This is a genomic window from Ekhidna sp., assembly GCF_039960695.1.
Classification (GTDB): domain Bacteria; phylum Bacteroidota; class Bacteroidia; order Cytophagales; family Cyclobacteriaceae; genus Ekhidna.
The window spans coordinates 474,261-497,027 of record NZ_JBDVKP010000019.1 but is presented as its reverse complement, the minus strand read 5'-3'; the positions used below and the strand labels follow the sequence as shown (position 1 = coordinate 497,027).

Here is a 22,767-nt window from a genome sequence, read left to right as displayed (position 1 = left end):
TTATGCCCTATTTTCATTCATGCTGGAAAGTTCGACCAGAAACTACTTTATCATCAATAATTAGTTTTACCTCGCCTCTTTTCAGTCTCATTTTATCATCACGAAAAACTTCCATTATACCATTCTTCTTGCAAGTGATTGGTAATGTTTGGCTCTGCTTTTCACCATACTCGTTATAAAGTGTCAATTCCATTACAGCTCGAACTTCTTCTAAGGAATCATTCACGATAGAAATAATAAGGTGGTCATCTTCCCAATATGGGATTAACACAACAGGAGCAAATAGCTCGTATAATTCTTCAAATAGAATTTTCTTTCTACCAAAGACGTCTACCGCACTCCAACTTGGTCCTGGCCAGCAATCATTGAGTTGCCAAAATAGACTTCCCCAACAGTGACCTTTTTGCAATCGGTGTGCATCAATAGCCATCTGTATAGCCTTTGCTTGTGTTTGCTGACTTTTCATCACAAAATCGTCAAAGTCGGTTGCGTCATTGAAGTATTTTCCAAGCTGTTCAGTGATCATGTCATTACCTACATAGCTTTTTTGATGATGCTTCATCACATTCGATGCTAAATTCCATTCAGTGGAATCAGCAAAATATGCAACGGTTTCCATGTCTGGGAATGATTGAAAACCGTACTCGCCCATGAAGCGACCGACGTTATTTTTATAATCCTCAAAATCATCATCTCCATGCCATACACCCCAATAGTGCATGCTTGAAAAATTGAAATTTTCAGGTGTCCCCCAGTTGCTCAAAGGAGAGGTAGTAGTATATGATCGATCATCCAGCTGCCTTAGTAAGGAAGGTATTCGATTATGGAATAGGTCTAAATAGTCTTTCCAAATTTTCAAAGAGTCTTGTGATGAATAGCTGTACTGCTTCTGCCATCCCCAGTTCTTCCAGGCTACCTCGATTTCGTTATTTCCATTCCAATGGACAATTGACGTATGGTTTCTCAGCCGCTTTACATTATCTACAACTTCCTCTTCTACGTTCATTACAAAGATGGAATCTCCTGGATACATGCTGCCAGCAAACATGAAGTCTTGCCATACCAGGATCCCATTTTCATCACATAAGTCATAGAAAAGATCATCCTCATATATGCCTCCTCCCCAGACTCGAAGCATGTTCATCCCGGTCGCTTTCACATCCTCAATCAATTTTTTATAGTCTTCATCTTTTACTGACGGAATGAAGTGGCTTTGAGGTATATAGTTGGCACCTCTTGCAAAAAGTGGCTCACCATTAATTCTGAAATAGAAACTCTTGCCAATGCTGTCTATCTCATGAATTAATTCGACAGTCCTGAGCCCAATTTTTATTGTATCTGCATCTAATAAATGATTGGCAGTATGAATTGAAACTGGAATGGAATATTGGTATTGATTACCCCATCCATTGGGCCACCAAAGCTCTGGCTTCTCGATTTCGAACGGAATACGTAACTCGTTGTGGCCTTTGGTGACTTCAAACTCAATCTCTTGATCCATTACTACCACATCCAATGATTCATCGGACTCAACTTTTACCGATATCACTGCTTCGAGTATTGCCAGACTATCGCTAAGTTCCTTTTGAATAATTTGAATGTTATCGATGCGTGCTAAGTGATAAAATTCTAAATTAACAGGCCTCCAAATTCCCGAAGTAACCAGGCGCGGACCCCAGTCCCATCCGAAATGATAAGGTGCTTTGCGTGTGAAAGGGCTCACTTTTTTATCTACCATTTCACTTCCGGCGGGTAGTTCGTAGCCAAGAGCATCAAGTTTAGGACTGTTGACCGTAATGGGAGATAAAAACCTAACTATTAGTCTATTTTGATCTGCTCGTAGTAAATCTTTCACATCTATTCTCCAGGTGCGAAACATGTTGTCAGCAGTCAGAATCAGTTGATCATTAAGCGTAACCTCAGCATAGGTGTCTAATCCTTCAAAAACCAGATCAATCGCTTCTCTTTCTAAATGGGATTGTTGGACATCAAAGATTTTCTGGTATATCCAGTTTTCATTTTCAATCCATTGAACCTCTTTTTCGTTGGTTCCTTTCCATGGATGGGATATTATTCCATTGATTATGAGATCTGTGTGAATAACACCCGGCACTTCTGCCATTTTCCAACTTTTGGAACCTTCCTGCTTGAATTCCCAGCCATCATGTAACTGATAACTGATTATTTTTTTTGGTTCTTCACAATTAATCAAAGTGATGACTAAACCAAGGTATAACCATCTATACCTTTTCATCTAATATTTTTTTTACTTCCAAAATTTTCCTCGAATCAGAAACCTGGATTGAATCTTCCGAAATGTCTGGGGAGCCATTCATTCGCACCTTCGCCTGTTGCTCAGCTAATCCTGGCATTAATGTTTTTGCAGAAAAGTGAAACTCTCTGCATCCTATATCATACAGCTGAGTCACATTTTTCTTATTAATCCCTCCACCTGCTAAAATTGTGATGCGATCAGCAGCTAGAGCCAACATCTTTTCAATGTTTGCTATCCCATGTATCGCTTTTTCCTTTTGACCTGATGTCAATACTCTTTGTATACCACATTGAATTAAGTCTTCTATTCCTGATATAAAATCGGGTACCTGATCAAATGCCCGGTGGAAAGTGAATGAAAGTGGAGATGAAAGTGCTACCAACTCTCGCGTGCGTTTGATGTCTATTTTACCGTCTGGCAACAATACGCCTGAAACTACTCCATTTACTCCAGCTTCTTTGGCTGCAATGAGGTCTTCTTTAATTATTTCAAATTCCATATCACTATAGACAAAATCACCACCTCTGGGTCTTATTAATACAAACGCAGGAATGTTCAACTGTTTTTTTGTCAGTCGTATAGTCGCTATACTTGGTGTGGTTCCTCCCTCCCACAGATTGTCGCACAATTCCACCCTATCAGCACCTCCTTGTTCAGCATTTATTGCTGACTGGACCGAATTTGCACATATCTCGATTTTGTAACTCACAAGGCTATTTTACACTAATTTCATCAATAAATAGCCACGCTTTACTTCCTGCAGCATCGTGCCATTCAGGACAAAAGCCCAAGTTTTTGGCTTTAATCCGGATGTATCGAGCCATAATTTTATCTTGTAGCACTAAGGTGTATTCCTGCGTCTTTTGCTCCTTGTTGCGAGGTGAATCGCTATTCAATACTGTTCCTAGAGAGGAGAAGTTTATCCCATCTGAAGAAATCTCATAAGTGACTTCTACCGGGAAGAATATCCAGGCATTGTTATATTGAAGGAAGCCTGATGAAAGTTGCTGAATTGATATCAACTCTCCTAAGTCTAATGTTGCCGTTACATCATCGCCCCAGTACCCTTGCCAATTGCCATCCCTAAACTGGTTGGTGCCCTTGGTGCCATTTGTAAGTCCATATGCACCTCCGGCAGTGTAGTTTGAATGGTATTCAGCTTCAACTTTAGGTTTTAATCCATTGGCAAGGTGTGGTTCAAAACGCTGATAAATAGTGTCTTTGAAAATTGAAGTACCTTTTCCGAACGTGATCGCCCATGACGTTGATTCAAGAATTTTTTGAGGATTTGTATAGGTGTAATTCTTTAGGCCATCGTGATAGTAAATGATGAGAGTGGAATCATAAGAGACTAGCGAGACTTTCAAGTTATTATTTTCTGACTGAGTCTCAATTTTAACCGGAACAGTCTCAAAGCCATAATTCACGTTCAGTTTATCAAGCATTGGATAATGCTGGGACAGTCTGCTTCTAAATTCATTAAAATTCTTTTGACCTTGGCCACTCCAGAGTACTTCAGACATGGCAATCAATCTAGGGAAAACTTTCGAATCAATTTTTGTTTGTGGTGCACGCTCACTCCACATGTTACATTCGCCGCCAAGAATGAACTCTTTTTCTTGTTTGGTTAAGCCTTCTGGTATTGGATTAAAGTGGTAGACTTTCTCCAAATCAATATCGTTCAATCCGTAATCAAAATAGGCGTGTGAGGTAGGTGATACGATAGCCTTATGACCCAATTTAACTGCAGTTTTTGCACCTTCAAATCCACGCCAGCTTTGCACGGTGGCTCCCTCGGGTAAGCCTCCTTCAAGAATCTCGTCCCAGCCAATTATTTTCTTACCTTTCGAAGCAAGAAAACTTCCAATTCTACTTATGAAATAGCTTTGTAGCTCATGCTCATCATGAAGTCCTTCAGCCTGAATTCTTCTTTGGCACTTTACACAATGTTCCCATCGATATTTTGGAACTTCATCACCACCGATGTGAATGTATTCTGAAGGAAATAACTCAATGACTTCTGATAGTATGTCTTCCAGAAACGAAAAGGTGGAATCATTACCTGCACAGTATATTTCTTTAAAAACGCCCCATTCTGTTTCTACTTCAAACGGTCCGCCCGTACAGGAATATTCAGGATAAGCTGCTAAAGCTGCTTGTGAATGACCCGGTAATTCAATTTCGGGAACTATGGTAACACCACGTGCCAGTGCATAATCTACAATCTCTCTGATATCTTCTTTGGTATAAAATCCACCATACTTCCCTCCTTTCCCATCGTCTCGCCAAGCTCCTAATTCTGTCAGCTTGGGGTATTTATCTATCTCAATACGCCACCCCTGATCTTCGGTCAGATGCCAATGAAGAACGTTCATTTTATATAAAGCGAGAAGATCAATGTATTTCTTTACGAAATGCTTTTCCATGAAGTGCCTGGAGCAGTCTAGTAAAAGCCCACGCCAAGCGAACTCAGGTCTATCTATTATTTCCAATATGGGGACAGAATATCCTCCATTCATTAAAAGAATCTGTCTTAGAGATTGAAATCCGTAGAGAAGAGCCTGATTGCTTCCCCCAATCAATTCAATTCTATCTTCATTTACACTTAAATGGTATTCATTTGAAGGCAAATCTCCGATCTTGAATGAGATCATATTTTTTTTCTCTTCGTCTACAATCTCTAAATCAAACGAAGTTATATTCTTTAGATATTTTCGAACTACTTCAGCATTGGTAAATGATTCACTATCAAAGTATAGTTGGGTTTCATCATTGATCTTGAATGTTCGATTACTTACAGATATTTCCGTAGGTTTTGGGATCAGTGCGATCGATGAATTTTCACTCGGATTACAGCCCGTAGAACCAATAACCATCGACAAGACATAAATCCGATAATAAGAATTTAGCTTAAAAATCACGCACTAAAATACTCAGAAATCACAGAGATATGCCGCCATCAATAGTCAGTGTCTGTCCAGTAATGAAAGTCGTTTGATCTGAACATAACCAATAAATTGTATCAGCGATTTCATCAACTTTAGCCAGGCGCTTCATTGGGGTTGCTCGAAGCAGACGCTCTTTTAGTTCTGGTTTTGATTCATGCAATTGATCAAAGTGATTAGTATCTGTGTATCCGGGGCAAACTGCATTCACTCGGATATTTTTTTTACCATATTCAAGTGCTACAGTTTTAGTCATATTTATTACAGCTGCTTTGCTGGCTGCATAAGCTACATTATTAGGAGCTGCTACCAATCCTGCTAGTGAGGCAACATTTACTACTGTTCCATGTCCTTGTTCCAGCATGTAAGGAATGGCATATTTCATCCCATAATAGACTCCACTTTGGTTAACTGCAATTACTTTATCCCAATCCTCCAAAGAAGAATCTGCCGTTTTGGCAACCTTTGATTGACTAATACCGGCATTGTTGATCAGAATATCCAGCCTACCAAAGCGATCAAAAGCAGCTTTCATTAGCTGAGATACTTGCTTCGAATCCGAGACATCTGTGGTAAAAGCAATGGATGATTTAGGACGAATGGTATTGAGGTGATTCATAAGCGAATCGGCTCCTTCTTTGTCCCTATCTGATAAAACAACGTTCATCATTCCGTGCAGGCTCATTAATCTGGCGGTAGCTGCACCAATTCCATGAGCAGCGCCGGTGATTACGCATACCCTGTTTGATGTTTCCATAATCTTAAGTTAGCTCATAATTTTATCTTTTGATAATAGTTTAATGTGTTTTCTATCCTGAAAATATCTACTCATAGATTATGACTGTTAATCAATTGATCGCTTAAATGGAACTACTTTTGCGACCTTATATAAACATTAAAAATCCTTTTGATGAGGTTGTCCATTATTTTTCTTTTAACAATTGCAGCAAGTAAGCTAAGCGCTCAGGTCATTTTTCCGGGATATCATTTGAATGAATATTATGATCTTCTTCGAATGAAAAATCCGGAGTTGATAGATCCAATCTCTTACCACCCTTCTATCATCAATGATTACGCTGCTGATTCAGCCTTGACGTGGGATATATGGGAAGGAAAATTTGACTTATCAAAGAAAGATGGTGATTACATAGAAGTACTAAACCCCTTTGCCAAAATAGGATATTCAAGTGCATTCCCTGATAACTACAATGATGGTGCAGTTTGGGAAGGGAAAGGATTTAATAGCTCATTGAATTTTGGCTTTACAGGTAGAAAAGGAATACTATCATTCACTTTTGCTCCAGTTGTGTATACTTCACAAAACAAAGATTTCTACATTGCCTCTTCTCCATTCACCAAAAATCCTTTTTCATATCCATTTGAAAGAAAGATAGATTGGATCGTAAGATATGGGGATCAATCGGTAAATAAATTCAACTTGGGTCAGTCAGAGGTTAGGTTTCACTACAAGAAAGTGACCCTTGGGGTATCTACTCAATCAATGATTTGGGGACCTGCTCAGGTTGCCCCCATAGTCATGTCAAACAATGCCGCAGGAGTTCCACATCTGGATATTGGCACAGCAAAGCCAATCGAAACAAAAATTGGAAAAATTGAATTCAAGACTTTTTGGGGTCTGATGGATGAATCCGACTACTTCGATGCGGATGACACTAATGATCAACGTTATTTAACTGGAGCTGTATTTGGATATGAACCAAACTTTATCGAAGGTCTGAGTCTGGGGATCAATCGTGTTTTATATCGCGATATGTTCGATGGAGACTTTAAACCATTAGATTTGATCGCTGCTGTCTGGGGCAACATTAGCAACCCTAACCTTCCCAATGATGACTATGACCAAATGATGTCATTGATGGTCAGGTGGAAATTCAAAGAATACGGATTCGATTCTTATTTAGAATTTGCTCGAAATGATTACCCCGGAGTGATTGTTGATTTTTTTGAAAACCCAGAGCGAACAAGAGGTGTTACTATGGGATTTGTAAAAACATTTGATCTCAACAATGGTAACTTAATAAGGATCCTTTTTGAACATACTAAGCTGAATAAAATAAAGTTATCGGCAGTAACAACAGGGCATCCTACCTACTACGTTCATTCTGTAGTAGAGAATGGTTATACCAATAATGGACAAATAATGGGAGCTTATGTAGGGCCCGGATCTAATGCCAACCACGTTAAGATTCAATACTTTACACCCAAAGGAAGAATGGCATTTACCATAGACAGGGTTCGATTCAATGACGACTATTTTATTGCAAATTTTGGCGGGACGCAAACCATATCAAATGATACACGCTTCCGCATGGGCCTGGATTATCTTCGCTTTATCGGGAATTTTAGTTTGGATGCCACTATTAATGCTGGGTACCGTCGCAATTGGTATTATGAACCTGGCTTAGACACTAGAAACCTTACGGTATCCCTAAAGATTGGATACCTGTTGGATCAAAGAAGCAATTAAGTATTTCTTATTAATGGGTTGTCTACGTACTTTTGAGTGCTAGTCAAGAATTACCATATACCTACTTAACCGATTATGTCCTTTCTGAAAAACTTGGGTGAAAAGCTAATTGATACCAAAGATCCTATTCATCAATCGGTCAAGCAACTTTCTATTGATGAGTTAAAAAAAACGCCCTCAAGGACAGAGGTTATTAACTTCCTCCTAGGAAAAATTGAAGGTAAGACTACCTACTTGGAGATTGGTGTGAGAAATCCGGATGACAATTTTAATCACATAAATGCGACTAGTAAATACAGTGTGGATCCTGGTGTTGAGTTTGAATCCAATCCTGTGGATTTTAAAATGACAAGTGACGAATTTTTCACAGCTTTGAGGAACGGTGAGGTATTGAAAGATGTCAAATTTGATATAATATTTGTTGATGGTCTTCATCTGGCTGATCAGGTAGATCGTGACATTCAGAATTCACTGGAGTTTATTAATACTGACGGATATGTACTCTTGCATGACTGTAATCCCCTATCAGTTTGGCATGCCAGAGAATTCTATAATTACAAGCTATCTCCAGCTGGGGGACACTGGAATGGAACTACGTGGAAAGCCTTTGCCAAGGCTCGGCAACGAAGCGATCTTTCTTCTTGCTGCCTCGACACAGATTGGGGAATTGGTATTATTACACAATCAAAGACACTTGGAAAGCCTAATCAGGTAGAAAATCCTTACTACGAGTATTTTGTTTTAGAAGAAAATCGTAAAGAGACACTAAATCTTATGTCGTTTGAAGAGTTTAAGCTTTTGCTTAAACAATAAACGTCAACTGTTGTCAATTACTTCTTAAAAAGCTTTAAGGTTTCTATTCCCGATTCTGAATAAACATTCAATAAATACACTCCGCTCTTTAATTTGGCTAGATCTTCAGAGGTGGGTTTATTAGGAAATTTATAGTCATATATAACCTTACCATTTAAGTCATTCAACTGTATGGATAGAAATTTATTGATGCCTTCAATTTTCAATTCATAGCTAAATGGATTAGGATAAGCTTGAATACTTCCCCTTGTTTTAGAATCAATAGCTGTAATAAGACCAGCGAAAATAGCTTTAGAATAATCAAACGCTCTGATACCAATTTTCTCACCAATTAGTCTCCCTGGAATATCGTCAAAAGACGGATGTATTCCTCCCCAAATTCTAGAAAGAGAGCATTGATCGGAAGCATCTCTATAGGTGGCCCACTGTAAAACTACATCCTGACTTGGTCCTTCTTCAAAAACCAAAAATTCATTTTGTGGTGCTAAGAACTCTCCCATTCCGCCAGGAAAAAACTCACTACCAGTTAGCATAGTTAACACTTCGGCTGCAGCTCTCGAATATGTGCTATGCCCCGAAACATAGCCGGCAAAAGGTGGCGTCACAAAAGTAGGACGCTGATACGGCCACCAGTTTTCTGCTAAAATCCAATCAACACCGGCGTAATCAATGCTTGGATTGTCAATATAATCCGGACCTCTCCAGGCTTTAAGCTTCAGCTTGTTTAAGTGTTCCATCTTACTACCGACCAAAGGATCAGTTTCTCCAACAAGTTCTATATATCCATCAATCAGTGGCAATCCATCAGGGTCATAATTAGGTAATTCCGAATCTGATGATTGACCTAAACCTGCCATATACCTAATAGCGGAAATCGGCCTAACAAAATCATAATAGCCTTTGATACTCCACGATGAAATAGCTACATCATGCATCGTGCCACCTAGGATGAAATAAGATTTCACATCCCACTCCAAATCATCCAATACATCTCCGGCGCCCTCAAATTTCTTTACCAGGTCAGGATGATCACTTACATAGTTTAAAATGGTAAACCAATGTCCAGGTGGAGTCTCAGAATCTGGGCCATCCGCCCAGAATTCAGCCAACACCCGTGCATAGTCACCCAATTTTACCACTTGAGGATCATAAGCCAAACCAGTAATTGGGTTCAATGCTCTTCCGGTAGAAACATCACCTCCTTCCAGAAAATCGTAAAACTCATCGTATAATTCAAAAGAGGTTGGCATCTGGTCAATGTCAATATTGCCCAAATTTCCAGGCGAAATATCAAGCATGGTTTCACTATCCGGATCTAAATGACTGGACCATGTAGCTACCATTGCAAAACCCCATTGAAACAAGGTGTCTGTCGTACTATCAAAATCTAACAGTGGCGGTAAGCCAGGATCATGAAAAACCCTATAATCGAATCCATCCCTGGAATAAATCTCAGACTCTGATAAACTAAGTGAAAACGGATAGACATTGCCCCATTCCGGACTTAAAAATTCAGGAACTGCCCCAGGTATTTCGTTGCCACTTTGATCAACAAAAACATCAAAACCAAGGGGTTGCCATCTGTTTGGGTCAGTCATGTTTGGATTTCCGGCAGCTTCAGGGCTCAAAAACTCATTAACAGGTTCATAATATTGATTGACATACTCATTTTGTTCGTTTGAGCCATCAAGTAGGCCGTAATCAATATACTGCTCAGCAACGTAATTGCCCAATGCAGCTGCTGACCCAGTTGAATAATCAACTGAAGTAAACGAAGCATCTAATCCCAGATCGCTAAATAAAGAATCAATGTAAAATTTAGTTTCATTCCAATCTGGGGAATCAGCAAATCTGTGACTAATGAGCCTATAAGATGCATAGCTAATTGATTTTTCAAACAGTGCGGATTGCTCTTGTGCTCCCGCATTAAATCCATCAAAGTTGGTGGTAAAAGCTCTTACATTTTTGCCGATAAGGTAAGGTGATGAAGAACCGTCTATGATTGCCCATGCATCATACATGGCCGCTGAAACATGAAAAAGATTCCTCGCATGCACTGTAGGTCTTGCAAAATCATTTCTAACAGCTTCCAATAAGGCCTCATTCCATATTCTTGCTGTCGACTTTTCTTGAGCAAACGATGAAAAAAAATGTAAAACAACAATTGCTAGTGTCAATCCCCTTACCATACTTATTAATTATCGTGTTTTTGCGTGAAATTAAACACCAGAAATTTTTGCATTATTATCAGGTTGATTTATCAAAATCAATGTTAATAATAAAATCACATCAAATAAATACCCCTTAAGGGGTAAAGTCCATTTCTCTTGCAGAGAAAGGAATCTTTGTTCTCAGATTTTATAATGACCAAAAACTCATTCAGAGCGTTAAGATTACAATACAATAATCTTTTATCTAGTTAATTTTTTCATTGTAGTATTTAACTATTTCTTTCAAATCGCTTTCGTTATTAAATTTTAGGTTGGAGTCATTTATATATCTAGTGAGCTCTTTCGAATCAAAAATTTTCAAACTCTTTCGTTTTCCACCAGACAGCTCTACTGCATTACCACCCCTTACAAGATAATACTCCTCAATGCTTTGAATATCAGTATCTGTATCATTGACAAGAGTCGGTGAGGTAGCTTCTCTTGGGGCATACATTCGTTTGCATTTTAAAAGTTTGGTGTTACCATCTTCCAACAACTGTAAAAACCCCGTTACTTCTTTACCTGGATCAAACTTAAAATCATTTCTTAGTACAAATTTTTCGGGTCTTAATCGCTCCACGCTAAACCATTCAAATCTTTTAATAAACGATCCATTTATTGCCTTAATATCATTATCAAAAATGACTTCCAGTTGATTTCGAATCAAATCGTAACGCATATAGTAGGCGACTAAAGAGTCGCCATTATTCAGGTATATATTGCCTGCATTCCACTTCTCATCAAAATGGTAGCGACCTATAGAAGTAAGACTAACCGTAAACACTTTACTTTCTTCGGGCTTATTTCCAAAAAAGAATGGATTGAAAGTTGGTGCCTGTGCCTGGATAGAAATGCTACTTAATGAGACAAAACAACATATTGCAGTAAACGTGATAAATTTCATAGCATTTGATACGATAATGGATGAAACTCGTTTGGTATTGATACTGAAAAGATGATTTTTTATGCGAGTTGACATTGTATTTTGTCTCACCTCGATTTCCAAATCAATTACCTTTGCCACTTATGAATACAAAAGATGAAATAGTAGAAAACTGGCTACCGAGATATACAGGTACCGAGTTGGATGAGTTTGGTCAGTACATCCTTCTTACGAATTTTAAAAATTATGTAGAATTATTCGCAAAGCGTTTTGACGTTCCCATTAAAGGTAAAAACGGCGCAATGCAGACCGCTACAAATGGGGAAATCACCATTATCAATTTTGGCATGGGGAGTGCAATGGCGGCTACTGTCATGGATTTGCTATCTGCAATCATGCCAAAGGCTGTCCTCTTTTTAGGCAAGTGTGGTGGACTAAAAGCCCAAAATCAATTAGGGGATTTAATCCTGCCAATTGCAGCAATTCGAGGTGAAGGAGCATCTGATGATTACATGCCATCTGAAGTACCTGCCTTACCATCATTTCGCCTCCAACGTGCTATCTCCCATGTTATAAAAGCAAAAGGTCTTGATTATTGGACTGGAACTGTCTTTACAACCAATAGGCGTGTCTGGGAACATGATGAGGAATTCAAAGATTATCTGAGAGCTATCCGTGCTTCCGCCATTGATATGGAAACAGCAACATTATTTACCGTTGGGTTCTCCAATAAAATACCAAGAGGTGCGCTACTATTAGTTTCAGATAATCCAATGGTTCCAGAAGGGGTGAAAACTTCGAAAAGTGATCGAAAAGTGACTACACAATATGTAGAGAATCATTTGGATATAGGAATAGATGCTCTTTCTGAATTAATCAACTCCGGTGAATCCGTAAAGCATATGAGATTTGAGTAAGTTTCTTCTCGAGGCATTAAACCATTATCAATTTTTGGTATCTAAGCAGAAACAAAATATATAAGATGAGAAAACTTGCATTAATTATTGGACTAATGGTGGCAGGAAATATTCTTTTTGCTCAAGAAGAAAAAGAGCAAAAAGAAAAACCGCCGGTAAAAATCGAAGAATATAAAGAGCGACTTAAACTTACCGAAAGTCAAATAGCGGAATTAAAAAAATTAAGAGAATCGATGAAGCCCGAATTAGAGGCCATTCGAAAGGATGAATCCAAATCCAGGAGTGAGCGGATGCAGGCACGCACGGATGTTATGAAAAAGCAAGAAGAGCGCGTAGCCGAGATTCTGGATGATAAGCAAGAAGCCGAACTCAAGGAGATTCATCGCGAAATCCGTGACAATGTTAGGGAAAGACGTCAACGCAAAAGAGAACGAAGAAAAGGATGAAATTGAACCCTTCAAATGAAGGTTTTTTAGCTAGACTATTCCTGGCCTACAGGAATAGTCAAATTCAGACCAAATTCTTTGTTCAACTTTTGAGTAAAGTGTGCTGAAAGTACAGGAGATTCTTTTTCTAGGTTTTGATGAACAAAAAAGTAAAGGTTTTCCATTCCTGCATCTGCCCATTTCTTTAAGCGATCAAGCCAAGTATCCAGACGTGAATAGTCGCTTTCATGATTAGCGCCAACATATCTGATAAAGACAGACGGAGAAGTTAGCCGCATATGCAAAAGATCTCTTCTACCTGCAGTATCTGTGATGATATTGGAAACATTATTTTCCTCAAAAAGTGCATAAACTTCGTTTGCTACTTCAGCATCATTGAACCAATCGGTATTCCTCAATTCAATTGCTAAAGGCACATCTTTGGGCCAAAACTCAACGGCAGTTACCAGTCGCTCTATATTCGCCGGCTTGAAATTGTCATGAAGCTGTAGAAAACACATTCCCAGTTTATCGCCAAAAGCCCTAATATTAGTCACATATCGTTCAATCGGTTCTTCCACATCGTTTAACCGCTTGATGTGGCTCACCATCTGATGAACCTTAGGGAAAAACTTGAAATTATCAGGCGTTTTACTTACCCACTTTTCAATTTGTTCCGTGCGGAAATGATTGTAAAAGGTCGCATTCAATTCAATGGAATTGAATTGTGTGGAATAGTATTCCAGTTCATCTTTTGTGCCTCGAGGATAGAATTTCTTTAATTCCTGACGATTCCATTTTGCGCAACCTACAAATACTTCATTCAGTCCTTTGCCTTTCTTCAAGACACGTTCCGTATCGTGATGATCGTCAGGTAAACTGAAATCAATCTCTTCTGGGTTTTCTACACTTCCGAATTTCATTTTTTGGGTCTTAGCTTCAAATTCTTACGTACGAATTTATCTAAAGCTTTACTTGGAAGCAATCTGGGCAGTATCCAGTTTTTAAAACGCTGTGGTACGAGAGCATATCTAGCTTTTGGGTTTTTTTCTTCAAAAGCTCCAAAGATGATCCTTGCCGCCTTCTCTGATGTCCATCCATTCTTAATCGCATCCTTGACAAAAGAGTTTTGAAAAATATTGATGGATTCTTCATAAAAAGAATCTTTGAATCTGGTATTTGCTTCTTCAGATACTCCTTTATTCCAAATGGGTGTTTTAATCGGGCCCGGACCGATGACAATCACCTTGATTCCGAATAATTGCAATTCTCTACGGAGGCTCTCTGATAATCCTTCCACAGCGTGCTTTGACCCAACATATGGAGACATGAAAGGCATGCCTATTTTACCCGCAACAGATGATATTTGCACAATACGGCCTGGTTCTGAATGGTGATCACTCCTAGCACCTAACAGTGGTAAAAAAGCTTTGGTTACCTTAATCAATCCAATCACATTGACTTCAAATTGCTGTCTGTAATCATCTAGGGAAAGATCCAACATTGGTCCACCAATGGCTATTCCCGCATTGTTGATTAAACCACCAAGCCCTTCTCTCCCAATCTTTTCATACATCTTCTCAGCCTCATTATCTACTGCTGCATGATCTGTGACATCAAATAAGACGGCATTAAACTTTTCTCCAAGCTCCTGGGAAAGCCTATCTGCATCAGCTTGCTTTCTTACACTGCCATATACGGTATAACCGTTCTCAACAAATACCTTTGCCAGATCATATCCAATTCCGGTGGATGCTCCGGTGATTAATATGTTTTTAGATTTAGCCATTCTTAAACTAGAAAAAAGTGAGTTTAATAAACGAGACAATCAGGAAGAGACGGTCTGTCTATCCAATGCAATATATCAATAAGCCTATCCCAAAAGAAATACTGGCTGAGTTGATGATAAATGCCAATCATGCTCCTACTCATAAACTTACGGAACCCTGGCGATTCAGGATTTTTACTGGAAACGGAAAAAAAAGACTTGGTGAATTTTTAGCAAAAAAATACGAAGAAATTACGCCAGATTTTACAACCGCTAAATTTGAAAAAATCAAAGTTAACCCACAAAAAGCAGGCGCTGTTCTAGCCATCATTCTTCACCGTGATCCGGCAGAAAGAGTTCCTGAGTGGGAAGAAATCGCATCGGTGGCATGTGCTGTACAAAACATTTGGCTAGCTCTTGAGCAATATGAATTGGGTGGATACTGGAGTAGTCCTCCTCTTTGCAAATTTCTCGGTGAGCATATAAAATTAGCTCAGAATGAATCGTGTATAGGTTTTTTCTATATTGGCTACTGTGGATCAACAGAACGTATCATAGCAAAGAAACCCATTGAAGAAAAAATAGAATGGATTGAAGAATGAAACTAGAAAGAGAATCAATAACACTACTCACCAAAGCATTGCAAAGACTGGAATCCGGTTTTGACTTACCGGATGTAAATCAATCGTTGGATACCAAAACAATGGAGGAGGTGATCTTGAAAACTGCGGAGAAAATGCAGGATAACTATCCCTATTTCCATCCACTATTTGCCGGGCAAATGCTCAAGCCTCCACACCCAATAGCAAAAGCTGCGTACATGCTTGCCATGTGGGTCAATCCAAACAATCATGCAATGGATGGCAGCAAAGCCAGCTCTCCGATGGAGAAAGAAGTAGTAGCAGATTTAGCAAGCATGTTTGGATGGAAAAAGCATCTTGGTCATTTGACTAGTGGTGGTACTATGGCCAATCTAGAAGCATTGTGGGTAGCTGGCAACATTCATCCAGATAAGGCAATTATCGCTTCGGATCAGGCGCATTATACGCATGAGCGTATATCCGAAGTGCTCAAGTTAAATTTTGATAAGGTAGCTACAGATCAACAAGGAAGACTTGATCTGGAAGCCCTTGAAGAAAAGTTAAAGCTAGGGAATGTTGGAACCGTAGTTTGCACCATGGGGACAACCGGGCTCGGAGCAGTCGATCCTTTAAAAGAAGTACTCGAGCTACAGGAAAAGTATCCGTTTAGAATTCATGCAGATGCTGCTTATGGTGGGTATTTTAGATTGGTTGAAAACCTAGCCTTAGAGACAATTCAAAAGTATGCCTTGTTAGATCAAGTAGATAGTCTTGTCATAGATCCACACAAACAAGGTCTTCAACCGTATGGATGTGGATGCGTACTTTTTCAAAATTCCGAAGTAGCTAAATACTATATCCACGATTCACCTTACACCTACTTTACTTCAGATGAAATTCATTTGGGAGAAATTAGTCTTGAATGCTCTCGTGCCGGAGCGTCTGCTGTAGGACTTTGGGCAACACATCAATTACTTCCCCCTATACCTAAAGGTGAGTTTTCAAAGGATCTTCAAAAATCCAGAAATGCTGCCATCAAGCTCTATAAAAAGTTGTTGAGTAGCGATCATTTTTTACCTATTGTGGCGCCAGAAACGGATATTGTGGCCTGGACTCTTAAAGGGGCAAGCACAAATGAAATGAGTGAAAAAGCACAGTCTTTTTTCAAAAGAGCCGAAAAAAATCACCTTTACTTGTCTCTATATAAATACCCAACTGCAAAATTTGAAGATGTCGATTTCGAAATAAATACAGAGTACCTGATTTGTTTGAGGTCTTCACTGATGAAACCAGAACATGAAGATTGGCTGGATCAAATCTGGGACAGGCTAGAACAAAGTCTTTAAGAATGCGGGCAGGGTGTCTGCCCGCAATTTCTTTAAACATGATCTGAAAGCTTGTAGAGTACAAAGGCTCCCAAGGCCATCATTAAATCTCTGACTGCCACATCCACGTAGCTCCAACTTACAATTAATGTCAAAGCGATAAGCGTCAGCCATAGCGCAACGATTAATGCTCCAATTTTGGTTTTCGTAAGAACGAGAATACCTGCAACGATTTCTACTACACCCACGATCATCATAAATACTCCAGCGTCTATGGGAATCATTCCCTCAGTGAGGTACTGTCCCCAATCGGTCAGGATGTTCGTGAATTTATCTGCTCCAGCCACAATTGGAATTATTCCGTATGCGTACTTAAGCAGGTTGAATACATTCTTTACTGTTGTTTCCATTTTCTGTTTGTTAGTTTTTGAGGTTGGATAAGAAAAATGGAAAAAGGTTACACTAGTTGTAACTTTCATCTGGAACAGTGATCTAATGTTTAAAATGATTATTCATGAACATGATTCCAATTACCGAAACGAAGAACAACAAGCTTTCAGAAAAAGAAATCGTTCAAAAAGTTCTTGCGGGAGAAAAGGGCCTGTATGAAATCTTGCTAAGGCGTAATAATCAAAAACTATATCGTGTACTACGTGGTTATCTGCCGGATCACACAGACATTGAAGACGTCATGCAGGATACCTACATGACTGCTTACGAAAAGTTATGGCAATACCGTCTGGATTCAGCATTTTCTACTTGGCTCATACGAATTGGCATCAACAAAGCACTATATACTCTGAAGAAGACTAAGCAAACTGTTTATTTAGCTTCGGAAAAGGAGCGGTCAGTAGACATCAAAGACAAAAGTCATACACCTGAAAATAAACTCATTCAAATGGAGGCAAAGCAAATGCTGGAGGCGGCAATTGGACAGCTAGATCGGAAATATAGAAGTGCATACATCATGAAAGAAATTGAAGGAATGTCAATTGCTGAAATCAGCGACTGTCTTGATTTATCAATTTCGAATGTGAAGGTGCGAATCCATCGCGCAAAAACCATGATCAAGGAAAACCTATATGATCAATCACAGGCTACAACACTATTCGAATTTGGATTCAGTAAGTGTGATAACCTGGTGGAAAAGGTGATGGCTGAAATCTTATAATTTCTCCCTTTTATTGTCTTTCAAGCGCTAGTTCCCACATATAGTTCCCCCAGGTAAAAACTACATTCACTCCATTAGAAGCTTCCACAGCTTCAATTGTAAACTGCTCGACGTGCTCAGTCCGTGATATAGGAACTACTACGGTAGCTAGATCTTGTGAGTAATCAGGTTCAGTATATCCCCAAAACCGTAAATCTGAATTCAATCTGATTTCCATTTCACCTTTTCGAGGAAAAGCATAAATCACGTACTTTCCTGCTGGAAAAGCTGTTTCTCCAAACATAAAGTCTTCGGAAATTTCCATTATGGTTGGCTCATTCGCTCCTAATCGCCAATAAACTCCATATGGCTGCAATGCGCCTTCTTCTTCTTCTCCAAAAATCATTCGATCACGCACAGATGGACGAGAATAACTCACGTTTACTGTTATTCCATTTCCCTGAGCACTTGTTTCTCCTGGAGGGCTCAGCGTCCGGTTGCGATTGTTCGCATAGACCAAAAACGCAATTATCAATACTACAAGTATTCCAAAGCCAATGAGTAGTTTCTTTTTCATAATATGAATATCTAAATATGAAGTTCTTGCTTATTCTTTTTCAAAACATCTATGATAAAGTTAATATGTTCCGTCATATCTACGCCTAGCATTTCTACTCCTTTTGATATTTCATCGCGCTCTACTTTAGCTGCAAAACTGGCTTGCTTTAGTTTCTTCTTCACTGACTTGGCTGTCAATGTGGAAATTCCTTCCGGTCTTACCTGGGAACAGGCAACTATAAATCCTGTTAATTCATCACATGCCAAAAGGGCTTTGTCTAGTTTGTTTTCATAAGACACATTCCATTTGGTGTAGTGTGCTGAGATAGCGTGAGCGATCTTTTCTTCGTCTTTGTCCCTCAGTATGGCTACAATCCGATTAGGATGCTCTTCCGGATATTTTTCATAATCTGCATCATGAAGCATTCCAGTGATCGCCCATTCTTCGGGATCTTCTCCGAATTTAGGCGCATAGGCTTCCATCACTAACTCGACCGTGCGTGCGTGTCTTAGCAGGCTGTCACCTTCGGTCATCGAGGTAAGAATTTCCTTCGCTTCCTTTCTGTTCATAACAGAAAAATAGCAAGATCAGTCCAAACTATTCATCCCTAAGCATATCTGCTGGGTTAGCTCTTGCTGCCCTACCGGTCTGCCATCCAATGGTTAAAATTCCGATAGTGAACACAATAAATACGCCAGATAATAGCTCGATCGGGCCTATAATTATTCGATTCACAAAATCTGCCATTACCATCTCGTTAAAGAAAAGGTAGCTAAGTGGCATCGCGATAGCGGCTGAAATTAACAGCATTACAATAAATCCTTTTGACAGAATAAACATTAAGTTCTTTTTACTGGCACCAAGAACCTTTCTAACGCTTATTTCTTTCTGTCTGGTTTCAGTTGTGAATACAGCCATTCCAAGCAGTCCCATTGTAGCAATAGATATAGCTAGAAAAGCTAAAAAACCAAAAATCTTAAACAAAATTGCTTGATCATTATATGCCTCCTGGATAAGTTCATTGTAAAATCTAGCCTCAAAAGGGTGGATGCGATCGACATCTGACCAGATTTCTTCAAGTTTATTCATAAACGCTACTACATCGTCTGTTTTGACAACAAGGTTAAGGTGCATATAATCAACTGGTGTCCCTTGAATCAACGCTACTGGTTCTGATTCACTATGGATTTTAGCATATTGAAATTCACTTACCACTCCAATTATTTCGAGCTTCAAATCTTCAAGTCTTCTATCCACTGTTATTACCTCGCCAATAGCACTTTGTGGATCTTCAAAATGGAATCTTTTGAGTAGTAATTCATCCACAACAACAAACTTTGCAACTCCCTCCTCTTGATCGTATGGAAAAGAACCTCCGGCTAGAAAAGTGAATTCGTGCGTGGAAAAATAATTTTTATCTACATAGTTTACAAACACATCGGCTGAGTCAAGCGGGTCCTTATATTTGATTTCTTCGCTCCAAACCTCACCCGTATTGGGTATCATTCCTGATCTCGATATTTTACTTACCTCTGGCAGCTTTTCTATCTCAGGAATCAACAATTGAGAATCATTCTCCTGAAGCGCCACATTAAGCACATTCTCGGTAGTGAATCCCATGTCAAAGTTTAGTGCAAACTTGTATTGTCTATAGGCTATGGTAGATCCAATAATTAGAAAAATGGAAGTTGTAAATTGGAGGACAATCAGAATTTTTCTTAGACTTAGCCCCTTCATTAACTTAACTGAGGAGGCATCTCTAAAAATAGATATCGCTTTGAGTCTTGCTAAGACAATTGACGGTAAGATGCCCGCAACAATTCCAATAAATAAAGCAAAAGCCACGAAGTACAATGCATGAATCCATTGAAAATCCATGGTAATCAGATCATTGTTATCAATGACTATTTCCAGAAAGAAGGGTTTTATAAGAGAGAATAATCCAAATGACATTATCACCGAAATCAATGAGACAATAATTGCTTCAAACACAAATTGAGTAAATATTTGATTTCTCCCAGCTCCTACAACTTTTCGAACTCCTACTTCTTTTGCTCTTCTTAGCGATCTTGCTATAGAAAGATTAGTGTAATTAAAACATGCCGATACAATTACAAAAAGGGTAAGGAAAACCAACTGATAGATGCCTTTCCAACTCATGCTTGGTCCAATTTGGTTAGATAGCTCCTGGCTAGGGACGAGATTTGCCAGGCTTTCAACTCGATGATTAATCTGATATCTATCAGTTTTTGCATTTTCTGTGACAGCAATATCTCGTAGATATCCGTTTATTAAATCCGGGTCAGCATTCTCCGGGAGAAGGAGATACACATAGTTCATCCATATGCTTCGCCAATCATAAAAAGTAGTCGTTTCACTAGCTGAATATCTATTCTCAAGCGTGATAAAAGACATCAAAGCTTCAAACTGGATGTGTGAATTGGTTGGAAGATTAGCGACTACTCCAGTCACTGTATATGATTCTTCACCTGAAACCACCACCTGCCCTATTGCCTGCTTATCTTTAAATAGCTTTTCTGCAGTTTTTTCGGTTAACACTATCGAATTTGGTTCAGACAAAGCAGTCGATGGGTTACCTGCTGTAAGTTCAAATGAGAAAACATCAAAAAATTCCCGTGAAGCATAATGTCCTCTAACGGGAATCGTGTTTTCACCTTTGCTTATGTCTGCACGGAAGTTTCGTCGCATCAATAAGACCTTCTCAAAACCGGAGTATTCTTCTTTTAGTTTTTTTCCAATAAAAACTGAAGTTGAAGCAAAATCGGATGACGTAGGTGATGACACACTCTTATATGCAGATTGTACTCGATAAATTCGCTCTCCTTTTTCATGAAAAGTATCAAAGCTTAAAAGCTCACTTATATAGGTTATCATCAAAATACCGATGGACATCGATATGGCAAGCCCAAGGATATTGATAGAAGAGAATAGTTTGTTTCGTGCGAGACTTCTGGTTGAAGTCTTGAAGTAATTACCTAGTAGATTAAAAATAGTCATTTGTCCTAGTATTTTGGGTTTTCGGATCGTGTAGAGTCGGCAGAACTTGATCACGTCTAGTAAGAATATAAGATTGGCTTTGAATCGACTCTTTTTTATGTTTCTAGCATAGTATTCATGCAGATCTCCTTGCAGATCTTCCAATAAGTCTTTAGAACAATAAAGCTCCAGCAGCCAATTCATCCAACGAGGCGGTATTTCTCGGTTCTTACTCATCGGATGCCTTGAAAAACTAATTCTGGGATATTACTCCAGAGTCTGTCCCGTTGTTCCTTGGCTTTCATTAATGCTACCTTGCCAGCGTGCGAAATGTGAAAAAATCGTTTCCTTCTACCTCCTCGCTCTTTAGTAGGTTCTCCCAGCTCAGAGGTTATAAATCCTTTTTTTTCCAAACGGTTGAGCACTGCGTGCACCACACCCAATTTGGTTTTTCTTCCGGTTATAGAAGCGATTTCATCTACAATATTTACACTGTATGCTTCCGACATAAGTGAGGCAATTGTGAGTAATACTATTTCCTCAAACTCACCAAGATTAGTTCCTTTCATTTTCTACAAAATCTGATTAATTCATTAAATGTATAAAAAATCAAAACGGCACTCAAATCAAAAGGTTTAATTTTTTCATGTTTTGTATATTAAATACACTCAGAGGAATGATTAATTATGTAATATCTTCACCAAAATTTATCTTATGAAGCACGTATTATCTCTCTTATTAATCAGCTTAACATACTTTGTGGAAGGTCAAGAAGGCTACCTGATAACACTTGATGGAGACTCAACTGTTGGAGAAATAAAGATCACTCAAGGAATGTACTATGATGAGGTAAAGATCAAAACCAACGCCGGTAGAGAGATGCATAAAGCCTTCAAACTAAAATCGATCATGATAGATAATGAAGTGTATGAACCAATAAATTATAACAAAAGAAAAACCATTGCTAAAGTATTGGCAAAAGGTGATTTGAGCTTTTATGCAGTGAGACTTGAAAATAATACTCAGTATACTGAAAGAGTTCTTTACAAAAACAACAATGCCCTGGTGGTGAGTAGTATTGGTTTTCGCGGAAGTGTAGCTGATTTCCTCGACGATTGTGTAATACTTACATTAAAAATAAAGGGAAGAGAACTTGGGTATTCCGATATTGACGAAATCATAGATTTTTATAATAATCGATGTGAACCACAAGCAATCGACCCAGCGATTGAAGCCGACACTAAAGCCATCATCAATTTCTCACAACTTTTGTTTGACATAACCTCCAGACTTGAAAATGGAGAAGATGTTCCAGATTATATGATAGAAGCGTTGGAAAAATACTCCGCTGTTTCGCTTGATGCAGAAATTAAAAATTTACTATCAACGTTAAAGAAAAACTGATTTACAGTTCAATCCCTAAAACAGACA

General features: G+C 38.8%; 21 protein-coding genes. 8 read left to right on the top strand and 13 right to left on the bottom strand.

Features of this window, described 5'->3' with window-relative positions; translation table 11 throughout:
• Positions 1–13: 13 nt before the first annotated feature.
• Genes ABJG98_RS16085 through ABJG98_RS16070 form a run of 4 tightly spaced genes read right to left on the bottom strand, consistent with a single transcriptional unit; the run spans position 14 to position 5,977 of the window.
• Positions 14–2,254 (bottom strand): hypothetical protein, encoded by a 2,241-nt coding sequence (locus ABJG98_RS16085; RefSeq protein ID WP_348280561.1) that lies wholly within the window; start codon positions 2,252–2,254, stop codon positions 14–16.
• Entirely contained in the window at positions 2,241–2,984 is a 744-nt protein-coding gene (locus tag ABJG98_RS16080; RefSeq protein WP_348280560.1) for a copper homeostasis protein CutC, read from the bottom strand. Before ABJG98_RS16080 ends, ABJG98_RS16085 begins: the two co-directional genes overlap by 14 nt.
• A 4-nt stretch (positions 2,985–2,988) precedes the next feature.
• The gene (locus tag ABJG98_RS16075; RefSeq protein WP_348280559.1) at positions 2,989–5,196 is read right to left on the bottom strand and encodes a family 20 glycosylhydrolase; all 2,208 of its coding nucleotides are present in this window, start codon (positions 5,194–5,196) and stop codon (positions 2,989–2,991) included.
• A gap of 19 nt (positions 5,197–5,215) precedes the next feature.
• On the bottom strand, positions 5,216–5,977 hold the full coding sequence (locus ABJG98_RS16070) for an SDR family oxidoreductase (RefSeq protein WP_348280558.1): 762 nt from the start codon (positions 5,975–5,977) through the stop codon (positions 5,216–5,218).
• Between the two features lie 153 nt (positions 5,978–6,130).
• Between ABJG98_RS16070 and ABJG98_RS16065 the strand changes: the two genes are divergently transcribed.
• A complete protein-coding gene (locus ABJG98_RS16065; RefSeq protein ID WP_348280557.1) occupies positions 6,131–7,708 on the top strand; it encodes a capsule assembly Wzi family protein in 1,578 nt (525 codons plus the stop codon).
• A gap of 75 nt (positions 7,709–7,783) precedes the next feature.
• Positions 7,784–8,521 carry a class I SAM-dependent methyltransferase gene (locus tag ABJG98_RS16060; RefSeq protein ID WP_348280556.1) on the top strand — a complete coding sequence of 246 codons (738 nt, stop codon included), beginning with the start codon at positions 7,784–7,786 and terminating at the stop codon, positions 8,519–8,521.
• A 17-nt stretch (positions 8,522–8,538) separates the two neighbouring features.
• On the opposite strand, the gene ABJG98_RS16055 is transcribed toward ABJG98_RS16060, so the two are convergent.
• Positions 8,539–10,710, bottom strand: a complete 2,172-nt coding sequence (locus tag ABJG98_RS16055; protein WP_348280555.1) for a T9SS type A sorting domain-containing protein — start codon at positions 10,708–10,710, stop codon at positions 8,539–8,541.
• Positions 10,711–10,936: 226 nt separating this feature from the next.
• Complete coding sequence (locus tag ABJG98_RS16050) at positions 10,937–11,635, bottom strand: hypothetical protein (protein ID WP_348280554.1); 699 nt, start codon at positions 11,633–11,635, stop codon at positions 10,937–10,939.
• 122 nt (positions 11,636–11,757) lie between these two features.
• On the opposite strand from ABJG98_RS16050, the gene ABJG98_RS16045 reads away from it, so the two are divergent.
• Both ABJG98_RS16045 and ABJG98_RS16040 read left to right on the top strand, forming a co-directional pair.
• Positions 11,758–12,531, top strand: a complete 774-nt coding sequence (locus ABJG98_RS16045) for an AMP nucleosidase (protein ID WP_348280553.1) — start codon at positions 11,758–11,760, stop codon at positions 12,529–12,531.
• 65 nt (positions 12,532–12,596) lie between these two features.
• Positions 12,597–12,977 (top strand): hypothetical protein, encoded by a 381-nt coding sequence (locus ABJG98_RS16040; protein ID WP_348280552.1) that lies wholly within the window; start codon positions 12,597–12,599, stop codon positions 12,975–12,977.
• A 35-nt stretch (positions 12,978–13,012) separates the two neighbouring features.
• On the opposite strand, the gene ABJG98_RS16035 is transcribed toward ABJG98_RS16040, so the two are convergent.
• Both ABJG98_RS16035 and ABJG98_RS16030 read right to left on the bottom strand, forming a co-directional pair.
• Positions 13,013–13,879, bottom strand: coding sequence for a DUF72 domain-containing protein (locus ABJG98_RS16035; RefSeq protein WP_348280551.1), 867 nt, complete (start codon positions 13,877–13,879; stop codon positions 13,013–13,015).
• The gene (locus ABJG98_RS16030; RefSeq protein WP_348280550.1) at positions 13,876–14,745 is read right to left on the bottom strand and encodes an SDR family oxidoreductase; all 870 of its coding nucleotides are present in this window, start codon (positions 14,743–14,745) and stop codon (positions 13,876–13,878) included. The genes ABJG98_RS16035 and ABJG98_RS16030 overlap by 4 nt, the downstream gene beginning before the upstream one ends.
• Before the next feature lie 17 nt (positions 14,746–14,762).
• On the opposite strand from ABJG98_RS16030, the gene ABJG98_RS16025 reads away from it, so the two are divergent.
• Together ABJG98_RS16025 and ABJG98_RS16020 are read left to right on the top strand one after the other, a co-directional pair.
• Positions 14,763–15,326 (top strand): nitroreductase, encoded by a 564-nt coding sequence (locus ABJG98_RS16025; RefSeq protein ID WP_348280549.1) that lies wholly within the window; start codon positions 14,763–14,765, stop codon positions 15,324–15,326.
• Positions 15,323–16,651: an aminotransferase class I/II-fold pyridoxal phosphate-dependent enzyme gene (locus ABJG98_RS16020; protein WP_348280548.1), complete on the top strand. Its 1,329-nt coding sequence runs from the start codon at positions 15,323–15,325 to the stop codon at positions 16,649–16,651. Before ABJG98_RS16025 ends, ABJG98_RS16020 begins: the two co-directional genes overlap by 4 nt.
• Before the next feature lie 32 nt (positions 16,652–16,683).
• Here the strand turns inward: ABJG98_RS16020 and ABJG98_RS16015 are convergent, their stop codons facing one another.
• Positions 16,684–17,040: a hypothetical protein gene (locus tag ABJG98_RS16015; protein WP_348280547.1), complete on the bottom strand. Its 357-nt coding sequence runs from the start codon at positions 17,038–17,040 to the stop codon at positions 16,684–16,686.
• 104 nt (positions 17,041–17,144) lie between these two features.
• Between ABJG98_RS16015 and ABJG98_RS16010 the strand changes: the two genes are divergently transcribed.
• Positions 17,145–17,801 (top strand): RNA polymerase sigma factor, encoded by a 657-nt coding sequence (locus ABJG98_RS16010; protein WP_348280546.1) that lies wholly within the window; start codon positions 17,145–17,147, stop codon positions 17,799–17,801.
• A 10-nt stretch (positions 17,802–17,811) separates the two neighbouring features.
• Here ABJG98_RS16010 and ABJG98_RS16005 read toward each other — a convergent pair whose 3' ends face one another.
• The 4 genes from ABJG98_RS16005 to ABJG98_RS15990 are packed head-to-tail and all read right to left on the bottom strand — an operon-like array spanning position 17,812 to position 21,905.
• Positions 17,812–18,357 carry a DUF2911 domain-containing protein gene (locus ABJG98_RS16005; RefSeq protein ID WP_348280545.1) on the bottom strand — a complete coding sequence of 182 codons (546 nt, stop codon included), beginning with the start codon at positions 18,355–18,357 and terminating at the stop codon, positions 17,812–17,814.
• A gap of 11 nt (positions 18,358–18,368) precedes the next feature.
• A complete protein-coding gene (locus ABJG98_RS16000; protein WP_348280544.1) occupies positions 18,369–18,908 on the bottom strand; it encodes an HD domain-containing protein in 540 nt (179 codons plus the stop codon).
• Between the two features lie 28 nt (positions 18,909–18,936).
• Positions 18,937–21,573: an ABC transporter permease gene (locus ABJG98_RS15995; protein WP_348280543.1), complete on the bottom strand. Its 2,637-nt coding sequence runs from the start codon at positions 21,571–21,573 to the stop codon at positions 18,937–18,939.
• Positions 21,570–21,905, bottom strand: coding sequence for a PadR family transcriptional regulator (locus ABJG98_RS15990; protein WP_348280542.1), 336 nt, complete (start codon positions 21,903–21,905; stop codon positions 21,570–21,572). Before ABJG98_RS15990 ends, ABJG98_RS15995 begins: the two co-directional genes overlap by 4 nt.
• Before the next feature lie 145 nt (positions 21,906–22,050).
• On the opposite strand from ABJG98_RS15990, the gene ABJG98_RS15985 reads away from it, so the two are divergent.
• On the top strand, positions 22,051–22,740 hold the full coding sequence (locus ABJG98_RS15985; RefSeq protein WP_348280541.1) for a hypothetical protein: 690 nt from the start codon (positions 22,051–22,053) through the stop codon (positions 22,738–22,740).
• Positions 22,741–22,767: the final 27 nt, after the last annotated feature.

Excerpts from the sequence above, each read along its gene's own strand:
- ABJG98_RS16085 (WP_348280561.1), bottom strand. The coding sequence starts at position 2,254 with ATGAAAAGGTATAGATGGTTATACCTTGGTTTAGTCATCACTTTGATT.
- ABJG98_RS16070 (WP_348280558.1), bottom strand. The coding sequence starts at position 5,977 with ATGGAAACATCAAACAGGGTATGCGTAATCACCGGCGCTGCTCATGGA.
- ABJG98_RS16065 (WP_348280557.1), top strand. The coding sequence starts at position 6,131 with ATGAGGTTGTCCATTATTTTTCTTTTAACAATTGCAGCAAGTAAGCTA.
- ABJG98_RS16060 (WP_348280556.1), top strand. The coding sequence starts at position 7,784 with ATGTCCTTTCTGAAAAACTTGGGTGAAAAGCTAATTGATACCAAAGAT.
- ABJG98_RS16055 (WP_348280555.1), bottom strand. The coding sequence starts at position 10,710 with ATGGTAAGGGGATTGACACTAGCAATTGTTGTTTTACATTTTTTTTCA.
- ABJG98_RS16050 (WP_348280554.1), bottom strand. The coding sequence starts at position 11,635 with ATGAAATTTATCACGTTTACTGCAATATGTTGTTTTGTCTCATTAAGT.
- ABJG98_RS16045 (WP_348280553.1), top strand. The coding sequence starts at position 11,758 with ATGAATACAAAAGATGAAATAGTAGAAAACTGGCTACCGAGATATACA.
- ABJG98_RS16040 (WP_348280552.1), top strand. The coding sequence starts at position 12,597 with ATGAGAAAACTTGCATTAATTATTGGACTAATGGTGGCAGGAAATATT.
- ABJG98_RS16035 (WP_348280551.1), bottom strand. The coding sequence starts at position 13,879 with ATGAAATTCGGAAGTGTAGAAAACCCAGAAGAGATTGATTTCAGTTTA.
- ABJG98_RS16030 (WP_348280550.1), bottom strand. The coding sequence starts at position 14,745 with ATGGCTAAATCTAAAAACATATTAATCACCGGAGCATCCACCGGAATT.
- ABJG98_RS16020 (WP_348280548.1), top strand. The coding sequence starts at position 15,323 with ATGAAACTAGAAAGAGAATCAATAACACTACTCACCAAAGCATTGCAA.
- ABJG98_RS16015 (WP_348280547.1), bottom strand. The coding sequence starts at position 17,040 with ATGGAAACAACAGTAAAGAATGTATTCAACCTGCTTAAGTACGCATAC.
- ABJG98_RS16010 (WP_348280546.1), top strand. The coding sequence starts at position 17,145 with ATGAACATGATTCCAATTACCGAAACGAAGAACAACAAGCTTTCAGAA.
- ABJG98_RS16005 (WP_348280545.1), bottom strand. The coding sequence starts at position 18,357 with ATGAAAAAGAAACTACTCATTGGCTTTGGAATACTTGTAGTATTGATA.
- ABJG98_RS16000 (WP_348280544.1), bottom strand. The coding sequence starts at position 18,908 with ATGAACAGAAAGGAAGCGAAGGAAATTCTTACCTCGATGACCGAAGGT.
- ABJG98_RS15995 (WP_348280543.1), bottom strand. The coding sequence starts at position 21,573 with ATGAGTAAGAACCGAGAAATACCGCCTCGTTGGATGAATTGGCTGCTG.
- ABJG98_RS15990 (WP_348280542.1), bottom strand. The coding sequence starts at position 21,905 with ATGAAAGGAACTAATCTTGGTGAGTTTGAGGAAATAGTATTACTCACA.
- ABJG98_RS15985 (WP_348280541.1), top strand. The coding sequence starts at position 22,051 with ATGAAGCACGTATTATCTCTCTTATTAATCAGCTTAACATACTTTGTG.